The sequence below is a fragment of the Arthrobacter sp. zg-Y844 genome (assembly GCF_024385465.1).
GTDB lineage: Bacteria > Actinomycetota > Actinomycetes > Actinomycetales > Micrococcaceae > Arthrobacter_B.
The window spans coordinates 58,180-78,516 of sequence record NZ_JANFLS010000002.1 but is presented as its reverse complement, the minus strand read 5'-3'; the positions used below and the strand labels follow the sequence as shown (position 1 = coordinate 78,516).

Genomic DNA, 20,337 nt, shown 5'->3' with positions numbered 1-20,337 from the left:
GCCGCGCCGATAGGCTGGAACGGGCATAACTGAGTCCGGCTTTGTTGAGTCCGGCTTTTTGAAGGAACGTTGAAGGAATAGAGGAAACCATGGCTCGTATTTATGACGATGTAACCCAGCTCGTAGGCGGTACCCCGCTGGTCCGCCTGAACCGGCTCGCCGAGGGGCTTCCCGCCCAGGTGGCGGTGAAGCTGGAGTTCTACAACCCGGCCAACAGCGTCAAGGACCGGATCGGCGTGGCCATCGTCGACGCCGCCGAGAAGGCGGGCGCGCTTCAGCCCGGCGGCACCATCGTGGAGGGCACCTCCGGCAATACCGGTATCGCCCTGGCCATGGTGGGCGCTGCCCGCGGCTACAAGGTGATCCTCACCATGCCCGAAACCATGTCCACGGAGCGCCGCGTCATGCTCCGTGCCTACGGTGCGGAGATTGTCCTCACCCCCGGCGCCGAGGGCATGCGCGGAGCAGTGGACAAGGCCAAGGAAATCGTGGCCACCACCGAAAACGCCATCTGGGCGCAGCAGTTCGCCAATGAAGCGAACCCGGCCGTACACCGCGCCACCACCGCCGAGGAAATCTGGGCCGACACCGATGGAAAGGTGGACATCTTCGTGGCCGGCATCGGCACCGGCGGCACCATCACCGGCGTCGGGCAGGTCCTGAAGGAACGCAAGCCGGACGTGAAGATTGTGGCGGTAGAGCCCAAGGACTCCGCCATCCTCAACGGCGGATCCCCCGGCCCCCACAAGATCCAGGGCATCGGTGCCAACTTCGTCCCCGAGATCCTGGACACCACCGTCTATGACGAGGTCTTTGACGCCTCCATCGAGGATTCCGTAGCCACGGCCCGCGCACTGGGCACCCAGGAGGGCATCCTCGGCGGTATCTCCTCCGGTGCCATCGTCTGGGCTGCGCTGGAACTCGCCAAGCGCGAAGAGAACGCCGGTAAGCTGATTGTTGCCACCGTCTGCGACTTCGGAGAACGTTACATCTCTACGGTCCTGTACGACGACATCCGCGGTTAGTCCGCGTTCCGTCCCTGCGGGGCGGATCATCCGAGCAGAAAGTTCTCTGTGAGTCTGTTAGCCCGACTGCGCGAAGACCTCGACGCCGCCGCATCACACGATCCGGCGGCCAGAGGCTCGCTCGAAAACCTCGTTGTCTACTCCGGCCTGCATGCCATCTGGATGCACCGGCTGACGCACCGTATGTGGGCCCGGCCCCCGCTGCGGTTCCCGGCGCGCGTGCTCTCGCAGGTGACCCGTTTTGCCACCGGCATCGAGATCCACCCCGGAGCGACCATCGGCCGCCGGTTCTTTATCGACCACGGCATGGGGGTGGTCATCGGCGAGACAGCGGAGATCGGCAATGACGTCATGCTTTACCACGGGGTGACCCTGGGCGGCCGTTCGCTGGCCAAGGTCAAGCGCCACCCGACCATCTGCGACGGGGTCACCGTAGGTGCGGGAGCGAAGATCCTGGGGCCGGTGACCATTGGTGCGAACAGCGCGGTGGGAGCCAACGCCGTGGTGGTCAAGGATGCCCCGGCGGATTCGATCATCACCGGCATCCCGGCCAAGTGGCGGCATCGGGACACCAAGATGACCCAGCCCGCTGTGGACCCGGCCGAGTACATCGATCCGGCCATTTACATCTAGCCGGAACAGCACGCTAAAAAGGTCCGCAGCTTCCGCTGCGGACCTTTTTAGTACCCTTTGGGTTCCTTAGTGGGTGTCCACTGCCTCGACCTCGGCGCGGTCTTCGCCCCACATGGTGTGGAAGGTTCCTTCGGCGTCGACCCGGTGGTAGGTGTGTGCACCGAACAGGTCCCGCAGGCCCTGCGTCAGTGCCGCCGGAAGCCGCTTGCGGCGCAGGCCGTCGTAGTAGGCCAGCGAGGAGGAGAACACCGGCACGGGAATGCCCAGCTGCACGGCGACGGAGACCACGCGGCGCCAGGCCGGAACGGCGGCGGCGATCGACTCCGCGAACGCCGGGGCGAACAGCAGGTTCGCGGGAGCTTCGCTGCCGGCGTAGGCCTTCATGATGTCATCCAGCAGTTCCGCGCGGATGATGCAGCCGGCACGCCAGAGCGAGGCGATCTCGTCCAGCTTCAGTTCCCAGCCGTATTCCCTGGCTGCAGCGTTGAGCATGTCGATGCCCTGCGCGTAGCTGACCAGCTTGGAGGCGTAGAGGGCCTGCCGCACGTCGTCGACGAACGTATCCGGAAGCTCGACGGCGGCTTCCTCGCCCTGGAGAGTGTGCTGTGCAACTTCGCGCTGTCCGCGCTGGGAGGACAGTGCGCGGGCGAAGACCGACTCTGCGATGGCGGAAACCGGGGAACCCAGATCCAGGCCGGAGACGACCGTCCAGCGTCCGGTGCCTTTCTGCCCGGCGGAGTCCACCACTACGTCCACGAACGGTTTCCCGGTCCGGGCGTCCACGTGGCCCAGGACCTCCGCGGTGATTTCGATCAGGAAGGAGCTGAGCTGGCCGGTGTTCCACTCGTTGAAGATCCTGGCCTGCTCGGCCGGTTCAATGCCGGCAGCGGAGCGCAGCAGGTCGTAGGCCTCGCCGATCACCTGCATGTCCGCGTATTCGATGCCGTTGTGCACCATCTTCACAAAGTGGCCGGCCCCGTCGGTGCCGATCCAGGTGCAGCAGGGCTCGCCGTCGTACTTCGCGGCGATCTTCTCCAGCATCGGGCCCAGGGAATCGTAGGACTCGCGGGAACCGCCGGGCATGATGGAGGGGCCCAGGAGGGCTCCCTCTTCACCCCCGGAGACGCCGACGCCGACAAAGTGCAGGTCCTTCTCAGCCAGGGCGGCCTCGCGGCGGCGGGTGTCCTCGAAATGCGAGTTGCCGCCGTCGATCACGATGTCGCCCGGCTCCAGCAGCGGAACCAGCTGGCCGATCACCGAATCCACCGGCGCTCCGGCCTTGACCATGATCAGAACGCGGCGCGGTTTCTCCAGTGAGTCAACCAGTTCCTGCAGCGTCTCGGTGCGGATGAACTCCCCCTCATCGCCGTGGGCGGAAAGCAGGGCATCCGTTTTCTCGATGGAACGGTTGTGCAGGGCCACCGTGTAACCGTTGCGGGCGAGATTGCGGGCGAGGTTTGCACCCATGACGGCAAGGCCGGTTACACCAATTTGTGCACTCAAGTTCTCTCCAAGGATGGTTCGGGTGCCCGGCGGGCACGGGGACGGCACATGATCATTGCGCCGTGTTCACGCTCCAGCCTATGCTTCTTCGGCGTCCCGCCGCCACAGGGGCCCCGGCCGCGGGATCAGGCCCCGGCTTCGTAGCCGTTGATCACCGAGGCAACGCCTTCGACAATCCCGATCCCTTCCTCGAGCGTGGAGTTCCGGGAACTGAGCACAACAATGCTGTAGTCGCTCCCCCCGGTCCGGACGAACCCGGCGCTGCCCACGTTCCACACGGCGTCGTCGTCCTGCAGCCAGCCGTTCTTCAACGCCACCTCGGCATCGGGCGCCTGCACCCCCGCATTGATCCCCCAGTTCTGCTCCGGGCAGACGTTTTCCATGAGTCCGACGGCGAACGCCAACAGGTCCGGGTCCAGCCAGTCGGCCCCGCAGGCCACCGTCCGGGCAATGCGCAACTGGTCCCCTGCAGTGGTTTCGCCGGCTCCCCAGACTTCACCGGCTTCCGTATCCTCCACCCCGATGAGCTCATAGGTGCGGTTCAGTTCCTCCCGGCCCCCAAGCCGGCCGTACAACTCGGTGGTGGCTTCATTGTCGCTGTATTCGATCATCAGGGTTGCCAGGTATTCTTCCTTCGCCGTGAAGCTGCGCTGCTCTTCGGTGGCCTGGCGGACCAGGGTCAGGAGGATGGGAACCTTCACCAGGCTTGCCTCGAGGTACCGTCCGTCCGGGTTTTCGATCCAGGACTTCCCGGTGCGGTTGTCCTGGAGGGCCACGGAGAAATCGTCCCGCCTGTCCCCGGCCATCACGTCCAGGGCGGCTGCAATCGCTTCCGGTGCCCCTGTGTCCGCGGTGCTGGCGGTGCCTTGCTCTGCGGTTGGTGGTACCAGCGGAGCGTCGCCCGGCGCCGAGCAGCCGCCCAGCAGGATCATTACGGCAAGCGCTGCGCCAACGCGCTTCCGCGCCTGGAATTCCTTTGCCATCAACCCCACTCGTTTCGTACGTCTGTGCGGTTAAACCAAAAGCCGCCGTTGCCTTCCACATCTGCGGAAAGTAACGGCGGCTTCTCTGGTGGGTCCTACCGGGATCGAACCGATGACATCCACGGTGTAAACGTGGCGCTCTACCAGCTGAGCTAAAGACCCAAGACATGTTGCCCGGCCGTCAGAAACTTCTCCGCAGGCCCTGCATCACGAGGAACTACATTACCGTAAGACCGCACCGGATGCCTAATCGGCGCCGTTCTGCGCTTCGGCCGGCAGGTCCGGGAGGTTTTCGGCCAGCCAGGTCAAGGCCGTGCTGACTCCCATATCGATTTTCAGGGTGGCCAGCGGATCCCCCCGTGTGGACCCACGGTTGATGATGACCACCGGTTTGCCGGCCTTGGCCGCGTACCGGACAAAGCGCAGCCCGCTCATCACGGTCAGTGAGGAACCCGCCACCAGCAGGGCACCGGCGTCGTCCACCACAGAGAAGGCCCGGGCCACTCGGTCCTTGGGAACGTTCTCGCCGAAGTACACGAAGTCGGGCTTCAGCATTCCGCCGCAGACGGGACAGTCCGCAACGACGAAGTTCTCGGTATCGGCGATATCCGCGTCGGCATCCGGGGCGATCCCGCCGTCGAGCCGCACCTGCTCCAGATAGCCGGGGTTCAGCTCCTGCAGCAGCCCGGCAACTTCGGAACGGGAAAAGCCCGAACGGCAGTTCAGGCAGACCACACGGTCGTAACGCCCGTGCAGGTCGATGACGTTGACGCTGCCGGCGTCCGTGTGGAGCCGGTCCACGTTCTGGGTGATCAGGCCCGAGAGCAGTCCCCGCCGTTCCAGGACCACCGCGGCCCCATGGCCGGGGTTGGGCACCGCATGGCGCAGATGGTGCCAGCCAATGTGGTTGCGGGCCCAATACCGGCGGCGGAGGTCCGGATCACCGACAAACTGCTGGTAGGTCAGCGGATTCCGCGGGGGCGCGTCGGGCCCGCGGTAGTCCGGGATGCCGGAATCCGTGCTCAGCCCGGCACCGGTCAGCAGCGCCAGCCGCTGCCCGCCCAGATAGCCGACGGCGCGCTCGAGGAGCCGCAGCTCCGCCTCGGTGGGCGGCGGAACGGATTCGAGGGCATGGCCGCTGGCGAAACCCGTGAGGCCGAGGCCCGGGCGGGAGTCCTTCGGCTGCTGTTCGCTCACAGTGCCTCCAAAGCAGTACGGTACTGCTCGAGCGGACGCGCTGCGCCCGGGTCGGAACGGATGCATGCGCGGAGGGCGCCTTCCCCGTCCATCACAAAGCTGGCGCGTTCCGCCAGCCCCCTGCGTGCGTCAAAAGCCCCAAAAGCCCGCGCCGTCTCGCCGTGCGGCCAGAAATCGGAAAGCAGGTCGAAGCCGAAGCCTTCCTGCTCGGCCCAGGCACGCAGGGTGTACTTCGAGTCACAGGAAGCTGCCAGCAGGCGCACGCCGGCGTCGTCGAAAAGGGCACGTTCGGACTGCAGCTCCGCGAGCTCGCCCCGGCACACCTGGGAGAACGCGAACGGGAAAAAGACCAGCACGACGCCGGATCCCCGGAGACCGTCCAGCCGGACCTCTTCGCCGAACTGGTTGGGAAGGCAGAAGTCCGGTACCGCAGCACCTGCCGTGAGCAGGTGCGCAGTCACTTCTTGCGTCGGCTCACCAGGCGTGTGGCAGCCCAGTCATCGGTGACGCCCGGGGAAGTGGTGACGTGCAGTCCCGCTGTGGGTGCTGCTTCCTCGATGTCGGCCGGAGGAACGTAGCCCTCGCGCCCGGACTTCGGAGTCAGAACCCAGACCACGCCGCCGTCGTCGAGCGTGGTCAGGGAATCGACCAGCGCGTCCACGAGGTCGCCGTCGTCGGCGCGCCACCAGAGGATGACGCCGTCCACAACATCGTGGTCGTCTTCAGTGAGCAACTCGCCGCCGATGAGGTCCTCTAGGTCCTCACGGAAGTCGAAGTCCACATCCTCGTCGTAGCCGTACTCCTGAACCAGGTCCCCGTCCTTGAAACCCAATCTGCTCGCCACGTTTTCTTCAGTGACGGCTTCGGCCTCGCTCACTTCACTCCTCCTGGTTGACTGCATAAATACAAGGGAATCACACATTTGCCTGATCTGCGCTGTCTCCGACTCAACGAAACACCTAAAACCCGCAGGCTTCAAGGGTTTGGGGGTCTACGCCGTCAGCGATGAGTGCCGGGCAGGCTACGCAACTACGGCCGCTCGGGACTAGAGTGGATAAAAAGGGGCGCCGAGGCGCGCATACGCGCAAGCGAAGATCCGGCGGACACCGGCCGGATACCACAGAAAGAATGTCGCAGACACAATCTGTACATGAGAGAGGTTGGCCGTGGCCGCAGAAGACACAACGGACATCCTGAGCGGGTTAACCAACCAGCTGCCGGACCGTGATCCCGAGGAAACCGCAGAATGGATCGAATCGCTCGACGAGCTGATCCGTTCGCAGGGCACTGAACGCGCGCAGTACATAATGCGTTCACTGCTCCAGCGCGCCGGTTCCCAGAGCGTGGGCGTGCCGATGGTAACCACCACCGACTACGTCAACACCATCCCGGTTGATCAGGAACCCGAATTCCCCGGTGACGAGGAAATCGAACGGCGATACCGCGCCTGGCTGCGTTGGAACGCCGCCATCATGGTGCACCGGGCCCAGCGCCCGGGCATCGGCGTCGGCGGCCATATTTCAACGTACGCCGGAGCAGCGACCCTGTACGAAGTGGGCATGAACCACTTCTTCCGGGGCAAGGACCACCCGGGCGGCGGAGACCAGATTTACTTCCAGGGTCACGCCTCCCCCGGCATGTATGCCCGCGCCTTCCTCGAAGGCCGCCTGTCCGAAGAGGACATGGACGGCTTCCGCCAGGAGAAGTCCCGCGAGGGGCATGCACTGTCCTCCTACCCGCATCCGCGCAGCATGCCGGACTTCTGGGAATTCCCGACGGTTTCCATGGGCATTGGTCCCATGAACGCCATCTACCAGGCACAGTCCAACCGCTACCTGCAGAACCGCGGCATCAAGGACACTTCCGAGCAGCATGTTTGGGCGTTCCTTGGCGACGGAGAAATGGACGAGCCCGAATCGCGCGGCCTGCTCCAGCTCGCCGCCAATGACAAGCTCGACAACCTGACCTTCGTGATCAACTGCAACCTGCAGCGCCTCGACGGCCCGGTCCGCGGCAACGGCAAGATCATGCAGGAACTGGAAGCCTTCTTCCGAGGCGCAGGCTGGAATGTCATCAAGGTTGTCTGGGGCCGCGAGTGGGATGACCTGCTCCAGCGCGACAAGGACGGCTCGCTGGTGGACATCATGAATGCCACCCCCGACGGCGACTACCAGACCTACAAGGCCGAGTCCGGCGGATTTGTGCGCGACCACTTCTTCGGCAAGACCCCGGAGACCAAGGAACTCGTTGCCAACCTGACCGACGAGGAAATCTGGAACCTCAAGCGCGGCGGCCACGACTACCGCAAGGTTTACGCCGCGTACAAGGCCGCCACGGAATTCAAGGGCGCGCCGACGGTCATCCTGGCCCACACGGTCAAGGGCTACGGCCTGGGCACGCACTTCGAGGGCCGCAACGCGACCCACCAGATGAAGAAGCTCACCCTCGACGACCTGAAGGCCTTCCGCGACCACCTGCGGATCCCGATCAGCGACGAGCAGCTCGAAGCCGACCCGTACCAGCCGCCGTACTACAACCCGGGAGCGGATGCCCCCGAGATCAAGTACATGCTGGAACGCCGGCGCGAACTGGGCGGCAACGTCCCGGAACGCCGGGTAAAGCACGAACCCGTCCACCTTCCGGACGAGAAAGCCTACGAAGTAGCCAACCGGGGTTCCGGCAAGCAGCTGGCCGCCACGACCATGGCCTTCGTCCGCCTGCTCAAGGACCTGATGCGGGACAAGGAGTTCGGCAAGCGCATTGTGCCGATCATCCCCGACGAGGCCCGTACCTTCGGCATGGACTCGTTCTTCCCGACGGCAAAGATCTACAACCCCAAGGGGCAGAACTACCTGTCCGTGGACCGGGACCTCGTCCTGGCCTACAAGGAATCCCCGCAGGGCCAGATTGTGCACGTCGGCATCAACGAGGCCGGCTCGATTGCGGCGTTCACCGCGGCGGGCACGTCCTACGCCACGCACGGCGAGCCGCTGATCCCGGTCTACGTGTTCTACTCGATGTTCGGCTTCCAGCGCACCGCCGACTACATCTGGGCGGCTACCGACCAGATGGCACGCGGGTTCCTGATCTCGGCTACCGCCGGCCGCACCACCCTCACCGGTGAAGGCCTGCAGCACGCCGACGGCCACTCGCCGATCCTGGCCTCCACCAACCCCGCGGTGAAGACCTACGATCCGGCCTACGGCTACGAGATCGGACACATTGTCCGCCACGGCCTCGAGGAGATGTACGGCCCGGATTCCAAGGATCCGAACGTCATCTACAACCTCATGGTCTACAACGAGCCGATCCAGCAGCCCAAGGCCCCCGAGGACCTGGACGTGGAAGGCATCATCAAGGGCATCTACCTGCTCGCACCGGCAAAGATCGACGGACCCCGCACCCAGCTGCTGGCCTCCGGTGTTGCCGTGCCGTGGGCCCTGGAAGCCCAGAAGCTCCTTGCCGAGGACTGGGGTGTTTCGGCCGACGTCTGGTCCGTGACCTCCTGGAACGAACTTCGCCGCGACGGCCTCGCCGCCGAGGAGGAAGCCTTCCTGAACCCCGGCTCTGAGCCGCGGGTACCCTTCGTCACCCAGCAGCTGGCCGGTGCCACCGGCCCGATTGTTGCCTCCACGGACTACATGAAGGCCGTACCGGACCAGATCCGCCAGTTCCTGCCGAACGAATTCGCCACCCTCGGTGCCGACGACTTCGGTTTTGCGGACACGCGTGCAGCTGCTCGCCGGTACTTCAAGATCGACAGCCACTCGATGGTGGTGCGGGCATTGGAGATGCTCGCCCGCCGCGGTGAAGTCGACGCCAATGCCCCCAAGGAGGCAATCGAGAAGTACCACCTGCTGGACGTCAACGCCGGCACCAGCGGAAACGCCGGCGGCGACGCCTAGGTAATCCGCCGGTCCTCGAACTCGGGGAACATGAAAAGGAACCGCCGCATCTGCGGCGGTTCCTTTTCATTTGGCGGCCCCGTGTTGACCTGACTGGGAATCCATACGGATTTCGCGCAATCCCCGCCGTCCGGGCGTCCGCCAGCTGCTGCATTTCGGCGCGAGCGACGTGCTGCCCCTGAACGGCAGCGGGCAGGGCTAAAAGGACCGGGAACGCGGAACAGGACAGGCTGCCCTGGGACCGGCTTCGCTCCGGGAGGCACGCCGCTGGCCGCCCACGGGATTGTGGACCACACGGTGGCGGAACTGCCCGATGCCGCCGAGGAGGCACGCGAATTCTGCCGGCGGATGGCCCGGGCCGTGGAATACGAGCTGGCCTCGCTTCGCGCCGTTCCGCCGGACGAGCGGCTGGCACGGCGCACGGAGCGATTCCGGCGGCTGGGATCGGCGCTGTAGTCCCGCTGTCACTGCCCCCGCGCCGGCATGGGCAGTAACCGGGCGGCAGCCGGGAACGATGTGAAACCCAAGCTGCCTGCCTAGCCAACTTGTAGCCTTCACACAAAATAGCGGTTCACTCGTGCAGGCCGTAAGCTCGCAGGTATGCCAGTGCGTCCCAATACGTCCGCTGCCTCAGCGCCGCCGGAAGCAGACCAGCCCACCGTCGAGCGCCTGAAAGCGAATATCGGCAGGCTTTCGACTGCCACCCTGCAGCAGCTGGACATTTCCCTGCCGTGGTACCGGGGGCTGCGCCCGGACGAGCGCTCGGCACTGGGAATGGTTGCACAGAAGGGCATCGCGTCCTTCGTGAACTGGTACCAGCGTCCTGCCTCGCCCGCCTGGGTGCTCAGCGACGTCTTCGGCACCGCCCCTACCGAGCTCACCCGCTCGATCAGCCTGCAGAAGGCCCTCCAGCTGATCCGGGTGGTGGTCCAGGTGGTCGAGGACCGGGTGCCGGAGCTGGCCGGCAGCGAGGTCCAGTCCAAACTGCGCGAAGCGGTGCTGCGCTATTCGCGTGAAGTGGCCTTCGCCGCCGCCGATGTCTATGCCCGTGCGGCCGAAACCCGGGGTGCCTGGGACACCCGGCTGGAGGCCCTTGTGGTCGACGCCATCCTGCGCGGCGAGAGTTCGGACGCGCTGCGCTCCCGGATCGCCGCCGTCGGCTGGAGCTCCGCGGCACCGGTCACCGTCATGGTGGGCGGCTCTCCTGCCGAAGCCAATGCCACATTCGTGAATGAACTCCGCCGGGCCACGGGCCGGCTGGCCGAGGACACCCTCGTGGGGATCCAGGGCGAGCGGCTGATCCTGGTCCTGGGCGGCCTGGAGGACAAGGCCTTCTCCTACACCCGCCTGTCCGAACTCTTCGGTCCGGGACCGGTGGTGTACGGCCCGCCCGCACTCTCCCTTGTCGAGGCCGGCCCGTCCGCGCAGGCCGCGTTCGCCGGACTCACCGCCGCCCGCGCCTGGCCGGCTGCGCCACGCCCGGTGGCAGCTGACGACCTGTGGCCCGAGCGGGTGATGTCCGGGGATGACACCGCACGCAAGGCCCTGGTGGAAAGCATCTACACACCCCTGCTGGGTGCCTCCAACGGGCTGGCAGAGACCCTTAGCGCGTACCTCTCGCTGGGCCATTCCCTGGAGGCCACGGCACGTGAACTCTTCGTCCATGCCAATACGGTCCGCTACCGCCTGCGGCGCGTCTGCGATGTGACCGGATGGGACCCGATGCTGCCCCGCGAAGCGTTCGTACTGCAGACCGCGCTGGTGGTCGGACGCCTGGCACCGGCCGGAAAAGCCGCCCCCGAGAAGCCCGCCGTCCGCCTCTGAACCCTGCCCAGGCGCCGTCGTTGGCTTGTAGACTTCCTACAAAGGCGTCCGGGGAGCTTGGTCTACGCAAACACCCGGTCCCGTCCCCTATCTTTGGAAAGCTGTATACGTGCTTGCAATCGTCTGCCCCGGCCAGGGGTCCCAAACGCCAGGATTCCTCTCACCGTGGCTGGAACTGCCCGGCGTACGGGATCACCTTTCCGCGCTGAGCGACGTCGCCGGCTTGGACCTCATTGCCCACGGCACGGTCTCCGACGAGGAAACCATCAAGGACACCGCCGTCGCCCAGCCCCTGATCGTCGCCGCGGGCCTGATGGCCGCCCGGCTGCTGCTGGAGCCCTCTGCGCTGACATCCTCCACCGTCCTGGCCGGCCACTCGGTCGGCGAGATCACCGCCTCCGCCATCGCCGGTGCGCTGCCGGAAAACGACGCCCTGGTGTTTGTCCGGGAACGGGCCAACGCCATGGCACGCGCCGCAGCGGTTGAGCCCACGGGCATGAGCGCCATTCTGGGCGGGGATCCCGACGACGTGGCCGCCGTGCTGGAAGCCGCAGGGCTCACGGCGGCGAACGCCAACGGCGGCGGGCAGATCGTGGCGGCCGGGACACACAACCAGCTCGAGGTACTCACCGCAGCACCGCCGGCCAAGGCACGGGTTATTCCGTTGAAGGTCGCCGGGGCGTTCCACACCTCCCACATGGCCCCCGCCGTGACTGTCCTGGAAGCACTGCGTCCCTCCCTCACCCCGCAGGCGCCGCTGGCCACCCTGCTCTCTAACCGCGACGGCGCCGCAGTGGTGTCCGGTGACGCCAACCTTGACAGCCTCATCGCCCAGGTATCCCGCCCGGTACGGTGGGACCTCTGCATGGAGAACATGCTCGGCATGGGCGTGACCGGCCTGCTGGAACTGCCGCCGGCAGGAACCCTCACCGGACTGGCACGCCGCGGCATGAAGGGCATACCGACACTCGCCCTGAAATCCCCAGAAGATCTAACCGCTGCCCGGGAGTTCATCCGTGAGCATTCCGGAACGGCAGCAACAACCGGAGAAGGTAACGCGTGAGCACGCCCACCCTGAAGCAGTCCCCCGTCAACGAATTCAGCCGAATCCACGGCATCGGCGCCTTCCGCCCCGACGTCATTGTCAGCAACGACGACGTCTGCCAGTGGATCGATTCCTCCGATGAGTGGATCCGCCAGCGCACCGGCATCGTGACCCGGCACCGTGCGGACAAGGGCACGTCCGTGGTGGACATGGCAGAGGCTGCCGGACGCGAGGCGTTGAAGAACGCCGGCATCGAGGGATCCCAGCTCGGCGCCGTCATCGTCTCCACCGTGACCCACCCCTACGCGACGCCTTCCGCGGCCACCCAGATCACCGAGCGGCTGGGCGCGACGCCGGCACCGGCCTACGATGTTTCCGCCGCGTGCGCCGGGTACTGCTACGGCATTGCCCAGGCAGACGCGCTGGTCCGCTCCGGCGCCGCCACCTACGTGCTGGTCATCGGCGTGGAAAAGCTTTCGGACTTCATCGACAACACCGAACGCACCATCTCCTTCCTGCTCGGCGACGGTGCCGGCGCCGTCGTCGTCGGCCCCTCCGACACCCCCGGAATCGCGCCCTCCGTCTGGGGATCCGACGGCAGCAAGTCCGGTGCCATCGGCATGACCCACTCCATGCTGGATGTCCGGGAACTTTCCCTCGCCGCCGAGGCCGACGGCGGCATGAGCGCCGCGGACCTCTCCGACCGGGACACCAAGCTCTGGCCCACCCTGCGCCAGGACGGCCAGACGGTCTTCCGCTGGGCCGTATGGGAGATGGCCAAGGCTGCCCAGCAGGCGCTCGACGCCGCCGGGATCACCGCCGAGGATCTCTCCGCCTTCGTGCCCCACCAGGCCAACATGCGCATCATTGACGAGATGGCGAAGCAGTTGAAGCTGCCCGAGTCAGTCATCATTGCCCGCGACATTGCCGATGCGGGAAACACCTCGGCCGCGTCCATTCCGCTGGCCACCTACCGCCTGCTGCAGGAGCACCCCGAACTGAGCGGCAAGCTGTCGCTGCAGATCGGCTTCGGTGCCGGCCTTGTGTTCGGCGCGCAGGTAGTTGTCCTTCCCTAGCCCCAATTCCGCAGTGCCGGCGACGCCGGTGCAGCCCACAGAACCACACCGCTTCGGCGGTTGGAAAACCGGACCGGTCCCGTACCGGCACTACAAGAAAAGGAGCCAACATGGCTAGCAAAGAAGAAATCCTGGCCGGCCTCGCCGAGATCGTCAATGAAGAGACGGGTCTGGCCCCCGAGGCCGTTGAGCTGGACAAGTCCTTCACCGATGACCTGGACATCGACTCCATTTCCATGATGACCATCGTCGTCAACGCCGAAGAAAAGTTCGGCGTGCGCATCCCGGACGAAGAGGTCAAGAACCTGAAGACCGTCGGCGACGCCGTGGACTTCATCTCCAACGCCCAGGCATAACCTTCCGGCGGCCGCTGCCTGGCGGCGGCCGCCCGGTACTGCCGGAACCAGCACCTGCAACTGCTTCAAGAGAGTGAATCATGGCCCGCAAAGTAGTCATCACAGGCCTCGGAGCGACCACGCCCATCGGCGGGGACGTTCCAACCATGTGGAAGAACGCACTGCAGGGTGTCTCCGGCGCCCGTACCCTGGAAGACGAATGGGTGGAGAAGTACTCGCTGCCCGTGACCTTTGCAGCGCGGGCCACCACTCCCGCTTCGGAAGTCCTTTCCCGCGTCGAAGCCAAGCGGATGGACCCCTCCACGCAGTTCGCCGTCGTCGCGGCGCGCGAAGCCTGGGCCGATTCCGGCCTCGCAGACATTGACCACGACCGGCTTGCCGTCTCCTTCGCCACCGGTATCGGCGGCATCTGGACCCTGCTCGACGCCTGGGACACCCTGCGCGAAAAGGGACCGCGGCGGGTACTGCCCATGACCGTTCCGATGCTGATGCCCAACGGCCCGTCCGCCGCGGTCAGCCTCGACCTGGGTGCCCGCGCCGGCGCCCACACACCCGTCTCAGCCTGCGCCTCCGGAACCGAGGCCCTCCACCAGGGCCTGGACATGATCCGCTCCGGCAAAGCCGACATCGTCGTCGCCGGCGGCGCGGAAGCCTGCATTCACCCGATGCCCTTGGCATCCTTCGCCTCCATGCAGGCCCTGTCCAAGCGCAACGATGATCCCCAGCGTGCCTCCCGCCCCTATGACAAGGACCGCGACGGCTTCGTGATGGGTGAGGGCGCCGGTGCGCTGGTGCTCGAAAGCGAAGAGCACGCCCTGGCCCGCGGAGCACGGATTTACGCCGAACTTGCAGGCACGGCCGTCACCGCCGACGCGTACCACATCACCGCCCCGGACCCCGAGGGCCTCGGCGCCACCAGGGCCCTGAAGTCCGCTCTCTTTGATGCCCGGGCGCAGGCCGAGGACGTAGTCCACGTGAACGCGCACGCCACCTCCACCCCGGTGGGCGACAAGCCGGAATACACCGCGCTGAAGGCTGCCCTGGGCAGTGCCCTCGACGGAGTTGCCGTGTCAGCGACCAAGTCGCAGATGGGCCACCTGCTGGGTGCCTCCGGTGCAGTCGAAGCCGTCCTGACGGCTTTGGCGGTCTACGAGCGCCAGGCGCCGGCCACGATCAACCTGGAAAACCAGGATCCGGAGATTCCGCTCGACGTGGTGACCTCCAGCCGCCAGCTGCGCGGCGGAGACATCGTGGCGCTGAGCAATTCCTTCGGCTTCGGCGGGCACAACGCCGTCGCCGTGCTGCGCAGCCGCTAACCCGTTCGCTTACGACAACAGGCGTCCGTTCCCCGCGGGGAACGGACGCCTGTTGTGTTTGCTACGGAGTTTTTGAGGAGACTAGCCGACCTGGTGCAGCCAGCGCACCGGAGCGCCGTCGGCCGCGTGCCGGAACGGCTCCAGCTCTTCGTCCCAGGCCTCGCCCAGGGCGAGTGAGAGTTCGTGGTAGACCGCCGACGGATCGCCGGCACCGTTTTCATAGGCGTAACGGATGCGGTTCTCGGAAATCATGATGTTGCCGTGCACGTCGGTGGCGGCGTGGAAGATGCCCAGCTCAGGCGTGTGTGCCCAGCGGCTGCCGTCGGCTCCGGGGCTCTGTTCCTCCGTCACCTCGTACCGGAGGTGCGCCCAGCCGCGCAGCGCGGACGCGAGCAGGGAACCGGTGCCCTGCGGTCCGGTCCAGGCGATTTCGGCCCGTACCATTCCGGGCGCAGCCGGCTGAGGGGTCCACTGTAGATCCGTTCGCTTTTCCACGACGGATCCGATGGCCCACTCAATATGGGGGCACAACGCGGAAGGGGCAGAGTGCACAAACAGTACGCCGCGCGCCATCACAACAGACATTCCATCCTCCATAGCTGTAGGTACGTCTTCCCCAACGACCTGCTGCTGCATGGACGGATATCGAGCCGGATGTGACCGCTGTCCATCATTGTGCCGTAAGTTACGTCGATGCGCCAATGTATCCTTTTGAGCCTCTGCAGCACCGCAGGCTCGGCGGTGCTGCCGGAGTCGGGCGGCGGTCCCTGGGCGGCCGTCCCTTAGGCTCGCGGATGCGCCTGGCTGTAGCTCTGGCGCAGCCTGTCCACTGACACGTGTGTGTAGAGCTGCGTGGTGGCCAGCGACGAATGGCCCAGGATTTCCTGCACGGCACGCAGGTCGGCACCGCCGTCGAGCAGGTGGGTGGCCGCGGAGTGGCGCAGGGCGTGCGGCCCGGAGGCGGACGTGTCCGGCACGGCTTCCAAAAGCCCTGCCACCACGCTGCGGACCTGCCGCTGGTCCACCCGTCCGCCCCGCTTGCCCAGGAACAATGCCGGACCGCTGTCCCCGGTCGCCATCGACGGACGGCCGCGGCGCAGCCAGTCATCCACCGCGAGCGCAGCCGGCAGGCCGTAAGGCACCGTGCGTTCCTTGTTGCCCTTGCCCAGCACGGTGAGCGTCCGGCGGTCCGGATCGAGGTCGTCGACGTCCAGTCCGGCCAGCTCCCCCACCCGGATGCCCGTTGCGTAGAGCAGTTCGACCATCGCGCGGTCCCGCAGAGCCACGGGTTCGCCCTCGGCGGCAGCCGCCTGCAGGGTTTCGAACAGGTCATCGAGCTGGCTGCTGCGCAGCACGCCGGGAAGGGTCTTCTCCTTCTTCGGTGCTTTCAGCCGCAGGGCCGGGTTTTCGCTGATGAGTTCCTCGCGCAGGGCCCAGTTGGTGAAGCTGCGTGCCGTGGCGGCGCGGCGGGCCAGCGTGGAACGGGCCTGCCCGCCGGCACTGAGTTCGCCCAGCCAGCCGCGCAGGATGCCCAGGTCCAGTTCCTGGAGCGAGCCTGCTCCGGCGCCGAGGGCATAGTCGAGCAGCTTCGACACGTCCGACTCATAGGCACGGACCGTGTGCTCGGAGCGGCCACGCTCTGCCGTCAGGTAACGGCAGAAGCCCTCCAGCGCGGAACGGAATTCCGCCGGCCACGCAGTTCGCCCTGCTGCTCCCTTTGATGTCACCTCTTTACTGTTCTCTCTTTGCCGCCGCCGTTCAAGCAGGCACGCTGTCGGCACGCAGGCAGTTGCGCCGCAGGTGTTCTGTCTGCGGGGCCTGCTCGAGTTCCAGCAGGTACCGTTTCGCATCGACGCCGCCCGAGTATCCCGTCAACGCGCCGCGGGACCCCACCACGCGGTGGGTGGGCACCACCAGATTCAACGGGTTATGGGCCAATGCTGCTCCCACGCTTCGGGCCTTGGCCGCGTCACCCAGCAGGACCGCCAGCTGCTTGTAGCTTGCCGTCCTGCCGTAGGCGATGCCCGAGACCTGCTCCCATACCCTGCGCTGGAACTCGGTCCCCTGGGGATTGGTATCCACGCTGATGCAGCAGCGCCGGCCCTCGAAGTACTCCGTCAGTTGACGTTCGACATCCTCGAAGCCGTCTTCGGCCGCAATGCCGTACGGTGTCCCTGCCCCTGCCGGCGCAGCGGGCGGCCCCAGCCGGACCTTGGACAGGAGTCCGTCCATAGCGACGAGGGTGAGTACCCCTACCGGCGAGGTGACTATCTTGTGAGTGATCATGATGACGTCCTTCCTGGTTGTGCGGATAGTCGAAATGTCGATGCTGCTAACGCCGGCCGCGACGCCACTGGTCTCCTTCGGACCGTATGGCCAGTCCTTCCAATTCCAGCCGCGCCAGCCCGGCGCGCACCCCTTGCAGGGAAAGCCCCGCGACGGTAGCCAGTTTCTCGGTGGTCGTTCCGCTGCGCACCGGCAGCGCATCCAACAGCAGCAAATCCTCCACGGGCAGCCCGTCGTGATCTGCCCGGCGGCCTCCTGCCCGGCTGTCCCCTGCCCGGCTGTCCGGATCGCCCGGCTCTCCCGGCGGGACATCACGGAGCGGCCCGGCCAGCTCCACCACTTCCCGGGCATCGGTCACGCAGACTGCACTTCCGTCGCGCAGCAGCCGGTGGCATCCGGCAGAGTTGGCTGAGTACACGGAGCCCGGCACGGCACCGACTTCCCGCCCTAACCCGGCGGCATGGTGGGCAGTGTTCAGTGCTCCGGATCTCCAGCGGGCCTCCACCACCACGGTGACGGCGCTCAGCGCAGCGATGATCCGGTTCCGTTGCAGGAATCTCCACCGGGTGGGGGCAGATCCCGGCGGCACTTCGGACAGCAGCAGCCCGCGCTCCGCGACGGCGCGAAGCAGGTCCTCGTTGCCGGCCGGGTAGAACCGGTCCGCACCGCACGCCATGACCGCTAGCGTGGCCGGGGCATCAGCGGATGCAGCTGCGAGCGCGGCACGATGTGCCTGGGCATCGATTCCGTAGGCGCCTCCGGAGACAACGGTGTACCCGCGGTTGGCCAGCCCCGCTGCAAGGTCCCCCGCTATGGACAGCCCGTATCCGGTCGCGTCCCGGGAACCCACTACTGCCACGGTCCGGTCCAGTTCCGGCAGGCCCCGCTCCAGGTCTCCCCGTACCCAGAGACACAACGGCATTTCCTGCTGCAGGTGGCGCAATGACTCGGGCCAACGGGGATCCTCCGGCACAAGGAGTTCCCCACCCAGACGGCGGATCGCGTCCAGGTCCCGGTCCGGCGCAAGGTCCGCTACCCGCGGGGCCCACCTTTTCAGTCCCTCTGCCAGGGCGCTTCCCTGGCCGCTGCCCGGGGATGGAAAGCGTGACGTTTCGGCGGCGAGATCCGGAGGCGTGCCCGCCGCTCCGGTGGCGATCTGCAGCGCCTGGACCGGACCGGCGGCCGCCACGAGTGCCAGGCCCACGGTATCTGAAGGTTCGAACAGCCTGGACAACGCCGCCCGTGCGACCAGCACCTCGTCATTACTCATGCCGCCGCTCCCTGCCGGCGGAAAGCGAGGGCCTGCCCGACGTCGTCGGCGTCCGGGCTTCCGTGCCCGGCAAGATCGGCGACGGTCCAGGCCACCCGCAATACCCGGTCGTAGCCCCGGGCCGTCAGGAGCTGGCGGTCCATGGCCCGGTCCAGGGCCGACGTTGCTTTGCTCGGCGGCCGCAGGCTGTCCCGCAGCAAGGTGCCGGGAACTTCGGCATTGGTTTCGCATCCCAGCGGTTGAAGCCGCTCCCGTTGGAGCCGCCGCGCCTCCAGCACGCGTGCCGCCACCGTGGAGCTGGCCTCCGCAGGCTCTGCGGCGAAGTAGTCGACCAGGGAGACCCGCTGCACGGACAGCTGCAGGTCCACCCGATCCAGCAGCGGACCGGAGAGCCGGCTGAAGTACCGGCGCCGCTGTGTGGAGGTGCAGGTGCACTCGATTCCCTTGCCGGTTGCGAGTCCGCAGGGACAGGGATTGGCGGCAAGGACGAGCTGGAAGCGTGCCGGATACACGGCTGTACCCGCTGCCCGGTGCAGGACAAGCTCGCCGCTCTCAAGCGGTTGGCGCAAGCCGTCCAGGACCCGTCTCTCATACTCGGGCGCCTCATCGAGGAACAACACGCCGCGGTGGGCACGGGAGGCAGCGCCGGGTCGCGGGATTCCTGAACCGCCGCCGATTACCGCTGCCGTGGACGCGGTGTGGTGCGGACTTTCGAACGGCGGTCGACGGAGCAGCTGGCGGCAGGGGCGTCCCTGCCAGGCGAGGGAGTGAATGGCGGTGACTTCCATTGCCTGGTCATCGGAAAGGTTCGGCAGGATGCCGGGCAACCGCTCAGCCAGCATGGTCTTTCCGGCGCCCGGCGGCCCGGTCATCAACAGATGGTGTGCTCCTGCTGCAGCCACTTCGACGGCGAAGCGGGCCTCTGCCTGCCCCGCCACGTCCGCAAGGTCGGGAATCCGGGATTCAGCCGGGCACTCTTCGTGGTCGGGATCTTCGCCGGTACGGGCCACCGGCAGTGGAAAACTAAGCTGCTCGGCGTCGGCGCCGAGGTCGGCGGCCACCTCGGCCAGGCAGGAGTATCCCCGGACGCGGGCGGCAGGCACCAGTGCAGCTTCCTCTGCGTTCTCCGCCGCCACGGCAAAGTCCGTGTAGCCGGCGGCAACCGCGGCCATAACAGCCGGAAGTATGCCCCGGATCGGCCGAAGCCGGCTATCCAGCCCGAGTTCCGCCAGGAAGATGCAGCGGCCCGGGCTGCGCAGGACACCGCCGGCGCAGAGTGCAGCCACGGCTATGGCCAGGTCGAAGCCGGAGCCGTGCTTCGGTACATCCGCAGGCATCAGGTTGACCGTGATGCGGCGCCGGCTCAGCGGCAGCCCGGCGTTTTTTGCCGCCGACTTCACCCGGTCGCGCGCCTCATTAAGGGAGGCGTCCGGCAGCCCCAGCAGGATAAAGGACGGAAGGGACTGGCCGATGTCGGCTTCAATCTCGACGATCCTGCCCTGCAGGCCGACCAGCCCTACCCCGTAGGTCCGTCCGAGCCCCATCAGGAGATTCCCCGCAGGTGCTCCACGACGGGCGGATTGGCGCCGTCGTCGACAATCGAGACTGCGTCGATCCGGCGGTGGGTGAAGTAGCGGCTGTTGGCCCGGGCCCAGGCCCCTGCCAGCTGGTAGAGGCGGACGACCTTATCCTGCCCGATCGCTTCGAAGGGGTGTCCGAAGTCCAGCGAGGAGCGCGTTTTCACTTCGACCACCACCAGGGTGGCGCCGTCCACGGCGACCAGGTCGATCTCGCCCTCGGGACACCGCCAGTTCCGGTCGATGATGCGAAGCCCGGCGTCGGTCAGGTACCGCGCCGCCAGTTCTTCTCCGCGGCTTCCCAGGATGTCTTTGGCTTTCATGTCCACCACGTTGGCTCA

At 66.6% G+C, this 20,337-nt stretch carries 20 protein-coding genes and 1 tRNA gene; 9 read left to right on the top strand and 12 right to left on the bottom strand.

Going from position 1 to position 20,337, the window contains the following annotated elements:
• The first annotated feature begins 89 nt into the window (after positions 1–89).
• On the top strand, positions 90–1,025 hold the full coding sequence (cysK, locus tag NNX35_RS07095; RefSeq protein ID WP_227923738.1) for a cysteine synthase A: 936 nt from the start codon (positions 90–92) through the stop codon (positions 1,023–1,025).
• A gap of 48 nt (positions 1,026–1,073) precedes the next feature.
• Positions 1,074–1,658, top strand: a complete 585-nt coding sequence (gene epsC / locus NNX35_RS07090) for a serine O-acetyltransferase EpsC (RefSeq protein WP_227923736.1) — start codon at positions 1,074–1,076, stop codon at positions 1,656–1,658.
• Between the two features lie 66 nt (positions 1,659–1,724).
• On the opposite strand, the gene gndA is transcribed toward epsC, so the two are convergent.
• The 6 genes from gndA to NNX35_RS07060 all read right to left on the bottom strand — a co-directional run bounded on the left by gndA (position 1,725) and on the right by NNX35_RS07060 (position 6,218).
• Positions 1,725–3,161, bottom strand: a complete 1,437-nt coding sequence (gene gndA, locus NNX35_RS07085; protein ID WP_255766497.1) for an NADP-dependent phosphogluconate dehydrogenase — start codon at positions 3,159–3,161, stop codon at positions 1,725–1,727.
• A 125-nt stretch (positions 3,162–3,286) separates the two neighbouring features.
• Complete coding sequence (locus NNX35_RS07080; RefSeq protein ID WP_255867368.1) at positions 3,287–4,144, bottom strand: class A beta-lactamase-related serine hydrolase; 858 nt, start codon at positions 4,142–4,144, stop codon at positions 3,287–3,289.
• Positions 4,145–4,230: 86 nt separating this feature from the next.
• Positions 4,231–4,306, bottom strand: a tRNA-Val gene (locus tag NNX35_RS07075).
• An 84-nt stretch (positions 4,307–4,390) separates the two neighbouring features.
• The gene (locus NNX35_RS07070) at positions 4,391–5,341 is read right to left on the bottom strand and encodes an NAD-dependent protein deacetylase (RefSeq protein ID WP_255766499.1); all 951 of its coding nucleotides are present in this window, start codon (positions 5,339–5,341) and stop codon (positions 4,391–4,393) included.
• Complete coding sequence (locus NNX35_RS07065; RefSeq protein WP_255766500.1) at positions 5,338–5,802, bottom strand: peroxiredoxin; 465 nt, start codon at positions 5,800–5,802, stop codon at positions 5,338–5,340. The genes NNX35_RS07070 and NNX35_RS07065 overlap by 4 nt, the downstream gene beginning before the upstream one ends.
• Positions 5,799–6,218 (bottom strand): DUF3052 domain-containing protein, encoded by a 420-nt coding sequence (locus NNX35_RS07060; RefSeq protein ID WP_255766501.1) that lies wholly within the window; start codon positions 6,216–6,218, stop codon positions 5,799–5,801. The genes NNX35_RS07065 and NNX35_RS07060 overlap by 4 nt, the downstream gene beginning before the upstream one ends.
• A 283-nt stretch (positions 6,219–6,501) precedes the next feature.
• On the opposite strand from NNX35_RS07060, the gene aceE reads away from it, so the two are divergent.
• From aceE to fabF, 7 genes are all read left to right on the top strand, one after another.
• Positions 6,502–9,246, top strand: a complete 2,745-nt coding sequence (aceE, locus tag NNX35_RS07055; RefSeq protein ID WP_257794942.1) for a pyruvate dehydrogenase (acetyl-transferring), homodimeric type — start codon at positions 6,502–6,504, stop codon at positions 9,244–9,246.
• 297 nt (positions 9,247–9,543) lie between these two features.
• On the top strand, positions 9,544–9,702 hold the full coding sequence (locus tag NNX35_RS16175; RefSeq protein ID WP_370646985.1) for a hypothetical protein: 159 nt from the start codon (positions 9,544–9,546) through the stop codon (positions 9,700–9,702).
• A 144-nt stretch (positions 9,703–9,846) separates the two neighbouring features.
• Entirely contained in the window at positions 9,847–11,070 is a 1,224-nt protein-coding gene (locus tag NNX35_RS07045; protein WP_227923715.1) for a CdaR family transcriptional regulator, read from the top strand.
• 109 nt (positions 11,071–11,179) lie between these two features.
• On the top strand, positions 11,180–12,133 hold the full coding sequence (locus NNX35_RS07040) for an ACP S-malonyltransferase (RefSeq protein WP_255867367.1): 954 nt from the start codon (positions 11,180–11,182) through the stop codon (positions 12,131–12,133).
• Entirely contained in the window at positions 12,130–13,191 is a 1,062-nt protein-coding gene (locus tag NNX35_RS07035; protein WP_255867365.1) for a beta-ketoacyl-ACP synthase III, read from the top strand. The genes NNX35_RS07040 and NNX35_RS07035 overlap by 4 nt, the downstream gene beginning before the upstream one ends.
• 110 nt (positions 13,192–13,301) lie before the next feature.
• Positions 13,302–13,547, top strand: a complete 246-nt coding sequence (locus NNX35_RS07030; RefSeq protein ID WP_255766505.1) for an acyl carrier protein — start codon at positions 13,302–13,304, stop codon at positions 13,545–13,547.
• Positions 13,548–13,627: 80 nt separating this feature from the next.
• Entirely contained in the window at positions 13,628–14,863 is a 1,236-nt protein-coding gene (gene fabF, locus NNX35_RS07025) for a beta-ketoacyl-ACP synthase II (protein ID WP_255766506.1), read from the top strand.
• An 81-nt stretch (positions 14,864–14,944) separates the two neighbouring features.
• Here fabF and NNX35_RS07020 read toward each other — a convergent pair whose 3' ends face one another.
• From NNX35_RS07020 to NNX35_RS06995, 6 genes are all read right to left on the bottom strand, one after another.
• Positions 14,945–15,448 (bottom strand): DUF3145 domain-containing protein, encoded by a 504-nt coding sequence (locus NNX35_RS07020; protein WP_227923692.1) that lies wholly within the window; start codon positions 15,446–15,448, stop codon positions 14,945–14,947.
• Between the two features lie 197 nt (positions 15,449–15,645).
• Entirely contained in the window at positions 15,646–16,590 is a 945-nt protein-coding gene (locus tag NNX35_RS07015) for a tyrosine recombinase XerC (RefSeq protein ID WP_255766508.1), read from the bottom strand.
• A 31-nt stretch (positions 16,591–16,621) separates the two neighbouring features.
• Positions 16,622–17,149 (bottom strand): methylated-DNA--[protein]-cysteine S-methyltransferase, encoded by a 528-nt coding sequence (locus NNX35_RS07010; RefSeq protein WP_255867364.1) that lies wholly within the window; start codon positions 17,147–17,149, stop codon positions 16,622–16,624.
• 46 nt (positions 17,150–17,195) lie between these two features.
• Positions 17,196–18,419, bottom strand: a complete 1,224-nt coding sequence (gene dprA, locus NNX35_RS07005) for a DNA-processing protein DprA (protein WP_255867363.1) — start codon at positions 18,417–18,419, stop codon at positions 17,196–17,198.
• A complete protein-coding gene (locus tag NNX35_RS07000; protein WP_255867362.1) occupies positions 18,416–19,963 on the bottom strand; it encodes a YifB family Mg chelatase-like AAA ATPase in 1,548 nt (515 codons plus the stop codon). The genes dprA and NNX35_RS07000 overlap by 4 nt, the downstream gene beginning before the upstream one ends.
• Positions 19,963–20,328 (bottom strand): YraN family protein, encoded by a 366-nt coding sequence (locus NNX35_RS06995; RefSeq protein WP_255867361.1) that lies wholly within the window; start codon positions 20,326–20,328, stop codon positions 19,963–19,965. The genes NNX35_RS07000 and NNX35_RS06995 overlap by 1 nt, the downstream gene beginning before the upstream one ends.
• Positions 20,329–20,337 lie beyond the last annotated feature (9 nt).

Bases quoted from the DNA above. Each gene is read 5' to 3' on its own strand.
- cysK (WP_227923738.1), top strand. From the start codon at position 90: ATGGCTCGTATTTATGACGATGTAACCCAGCTCGTAGGCGGTACCCCG.
- NNX35_RS07080 (WP_255867368.1), bottom strand. From the start codon at position 4,144: ATGGCAAAGGAATTCCAGGCGCGGAAGCGCGTTGGCGCAGCGCTTGCC.
- NNX35_RS07045 (WP_227923715.1), top strand. From the start codon at position 9,847: ATGCCAGTGCGTCCCAATACGTCCGCTGCCTCAGCGCCGCCGGAAGCA.
- NNX35_RS07030 (WP_255766505.1), top strand. From the start codon at position 13,302: ATGGCTAGCAAAGAAGAAATCCTGGCCGGCCTCGCCGAGATCGTCAAT.
- fabF (WP_255766506.1), top strand. From the start codon at position 13,628: ATGGCCCGCAAAGTAGTCATCACAGGCCTCGGAGCGACCACGCCCATC.
- NNX35_RS07020 (WP_227923692.1), bottom strand. From the start codon at position 15,448: ATGTCTGTTGTGATGGCGCGCGGCGTACTGTTTGTGCACTCTGCCCCT.
- NNX35_RS07010 (WP_255867364.1), bottom strand. From the start codon at position 17,149: ATGATCACTCACAAGATAGTCACCTCGCCGGTAGGGGTACTCACCCTC.
- dprA (WP_255867363.1), bottom strand. From the start codon at position 18,419: ATGAGTAATGACGAGGTGCTGGTCGCACGGGCGGCGTTGTCCAGGCTG.
- NNX35_RS07000 (WP_255867362.1), bottom strand. From the start codon at position 19,963: ATGGGGCTCGGACGGACCTACGGGGTAGGGCTGGTCGGCCTGCAGGGC.